This is a genomic window from Collinsella sp. AM12-1 (assembly GCF_003472325.1).
Taxonomy (GTDB): domain Bacteria; phylum Actinomycetota; class Coriobacteriia; order Coriobacteriales; family Coriobacteriaceae; genus Collinsella.
On record NZ_QRLS01000003.1, the window covers coordinates 1 to 3,365 of the forward strand.

General features: G+C 62.9%; 1 protein-coding gene and 1 rRNA gene. One reads left to right on the forward strand and one right to left on the reverse strand.

Annotated elements, in window-relative coordinates; all coding sequences use genetic code 11:
• Positions 1 to 23 precede the first annotated feature (23 nt).
• Positions 24 to 2,997 (reverse strand): 23S ribosomal RNA (locus tag DW136_RS02360).
• Between the two features lie 183 nt (positions 2,998 to 3,180).
• Here DW136_RS02360 and DW136_RS10095 point away from each other — a divergent pair.
• Positions 3,181 to 3,365: hypothetical protein (locus tag DW136_RS10095; protein ID WP_233546516.1), on the forward strand; the 185-nt coding region annotated here is incomplete at its 3' end.

The window sequence follows — 3,365 nt, forward strand, 5'->3', positions numbered from 1 at the left end:
GTCCCGCGGGCCGCGAGGTGCGGTTCCGGAAGAGCTCGGGCGATTAGTGCGGCTCGGCTGAGGCTGTCGCCAGCCTTGCACCTGCCGTCTATCGACCAGGTAGTCTACCTGGGCCCTTACCGGAAGGAGAACTAATCCCTGGAACGGCTTCCCGCTTAGATGCCTTCAGCGGTTATCCGCGCCGCACGCGGCTACCCGGCCGTGCCGTTGGTCGACAACCGGTTCACCGGAGGTGCGTCCACCCCGGTCCTCTCGTACTGGGGGCAGCCTCCATCGATTCTCCTGCGCCCACGGAGGATAGGGACCGAACTGTCTCACGACGTTCTGAACCCAGCTCGCGTACCGCTTTAAACGGCGAACAGCCGTACCCTTGGGACCTGCTCCAGCCCCAGGATGCGATGAGCCGACATCGAGGTGCCAAACCTTGCCGTCGATGTGGACTCTTGGGCAAGATCAGCCTGTTATCCCCGGAGTACCTTTTATCCGTTGAGCGACGGCCCACCCACTCGGGGCCGCCGGATCACTAGAGCCTGCTTTCGCACCTGCTCGGCTTGTGGGCCTCGCAGTCAAGCCCGCTTGTACTCTTGCATTCAAAAGGACGGTTGCCGACCGTCCCGAGCGGACCTTCGCGCGCCTCCGTTACCCTTTAGGAGGCGACCGCCCCAGTCAAACTGCCCGCCTGGCACGGTCCCCGAGCCGGTTGACGGCCTCGGGTTAGGACGCCGGTCGCGCGAGGGCAGTATTCCAAGGGCGGCTCCCCGGGGGCTGGCGCCTCCGGATCGATGCCTCCTGCCTATCCTCTACACGCGGGACCAGCGGCCAATGCCAAGCTGCAGTGAAGGTTCACGGGGTCTCTCCGTCCTTCCGCGGGTAAGTCGCATCTTCACGACCAGTGCAATTTCACCGGGTCCATGGTCGAGACAGCGCCCAAGTCGTTGCGCCTTTCGTGCAGGTCGGAACTTACCCGACAAGGAATTTCGCTACCTTAGGACCGTTATAGTTACGGCCGCCGTTTACCGGGGCTTGGCTTCGGGGCTTCGCCTTGCGGCTAACTCCTCCGCGTGACCTTCCGGCACCGGGCAGGCGTCAGACCCTATACGTCGCCTTGCGGCTTCTGCAGAGTCCTGTGTTTTTGGTAAACAGTCGCTTGGGCCTCTCCACTGCGGCCCGCCTCCGCTCCCGGAGCAAGTCCGTTCACGTACGCGCGGGCACCCCTTCTCCCGAAGTTACGGGGCCATTGTGCCGAGTTCCTTGACCATGGTTGACCCGATCGCCTCGGTATGTTCTACCCACCCACCTGTGTCGGTTTGCGGTACGGGCGCGCACGCGCCTGCCTAGGGGTTTTTCTAGGGACCTCGGGCTCACTCGCTTCGCTTGATCGCTTCGTCCGGAGCCTCGCCCTGTGTGCGGACCGGATTTCCCTGGTCCGCGGGCCGCGCTCCATCACGGGGACGTCCAGAACCCCGCCGAGCCACCCCCATCCGTCGCCCCGTCGGTCGTAGCGCCGCGTGCGCGGTGCAGGAATGTCTGCCTGCTGCGCGTCGGCTACGCCTCCCGGCCTCGCCTTAGCCCCCGACTGACCCTGGGAGGATTAGCCTTGCCCAGGAAACCTCGGGTTCACGGCGGACGAGTTACTCTCTCGTCTCTCGCTACTCATGCCAGCATTCTCACTCCCATGCGCTCCACCGCCGGTCGCCCGGCGGCTTCGCCGCCCATGGGAAGCTCCCCTACCGATTCTGAAAATCAAAATCCCGCCGCTTCGGTGTCCAGCTTAGCCCCGTGTATTGTCGGCGCATGTCCACTCGACCAGTGAGCTGTTACGCACTCTTTGAATGCATGGCTGCTTCTAAGCCAACATCCTGGTTGTCTGGGCGGACGCACATCCTTTGCCACTCGGCTGGAACTTGGGGACCTTAGCGGGCGGTCCGGGCTGTTTCCCTCTCGAGCACACAGCTTAGCCCACATGCTCTGACTGCCGCGCTCTGGGCCGCCGGCATTCGGAGTTCGGTTGGATTCGGTAGGCGGCGAAGCCCCCTCGTCCATCCGGTGCTCTACCTCCGGCGGTGAACGCGCGACGCTAGCCCTAAAGCTATTTCGGGGAGAACGAGATATCTCCGGGTTTGATTGGCCTTTCACCCCTATCCGCAGGTCATCGCCGCCGTTTTCAACCGACGTGCGTTCGGCCCTCCACGGGGTCTTACCCCCGCTTCAGCCTGCCCACGGATAGCTCACCCGGCTTCGCGTCCGCGGCGCGGGACTCAAGTCGCCCTGTTAAGGCTCGCTTTCGCTCCGGCTCCCTTTCGGTTAACCTCGCCCCGCGCCAGCGACTCGCTGGCTCATTCTACAAAAGGCACGCCGTCACACCGTATAGGTGCTCCGACTGCTCGTGGGCGCACGGTTTCAGGTACTGTTTCACTCCCCTCCCGGGGTGCTTTTCACCTTTCCCTCACGGTACTGGTGCGCTATCGGTCACAGGGTAGTACTCAGGCTTGGATGGTGGTCCACCCAGGTTCGGACCGGGTTTCACGTGCCCGGCCCTACTCAGGGACCGCGTCGCGCCGTCCGGTCTGGGTTCGCGTACGGGGCTGTCACCCGCTGCGGCCGGCCCTCCCATGCCGTTCCGCTCCCCAGCCGGACCTGCGCCCGGGGGCGGCAGCCCCCGGATGCGCGGCCCTGCAACCCCGTCGGCGGAACCCCTGCCGGGTATGCCCGCTCGACGGTTTGGCCATCGGTCCCCTTTCGCTCGCCGCTACTCGGGGAGTCTCGAGATTGATTTCCTCTCCTCCGGGTACTTAGATGTTTCAGTTCCCCGGGTTGTCCTCCCCGGCCCTATGTGTTCGGGCCGGGGATATGCACACTGCTGTGCATGGGTTCGCCCATTCGGAGACCCCCGGGTCGAAGGATGTGTGCTCCTCGCCGGGGATTATCGCAGCTTGCCGCGTCCTTCATCGGCTCCCTGTGCCAAGGCATCCGCCGTGCGCCCGTGGTATCTTGCGGGACCGCATCGGGCCCGCGGGATATCCACGTGTCGCTAATTAAGTTAAATTAATCGATATCATGAATAGCGCTCGTATGTCGCAATTCGGGTATCTCATACCGCGGCACAGTGTCTTCACTGTGCTCGCGATCAGATGCTCCTCACTCATATATAAGTGAATTCTTCTTGTTTGGATCGGATGAATGATTGCTATCATTCTTGATTTAATCGCAGAAAAGAATCGAGTCTGGAAGAATGATCTTCCATCTCTCTCCTATCGCTATGCGGCTCTCAAGGTACGCGGGTGCGACCCCGGGGACCGGGTGCTGCGGGGACTTATCCTGGCGGACATCTACCGGACGGGCTCCTGCCCTCTATTCGAGTTAAG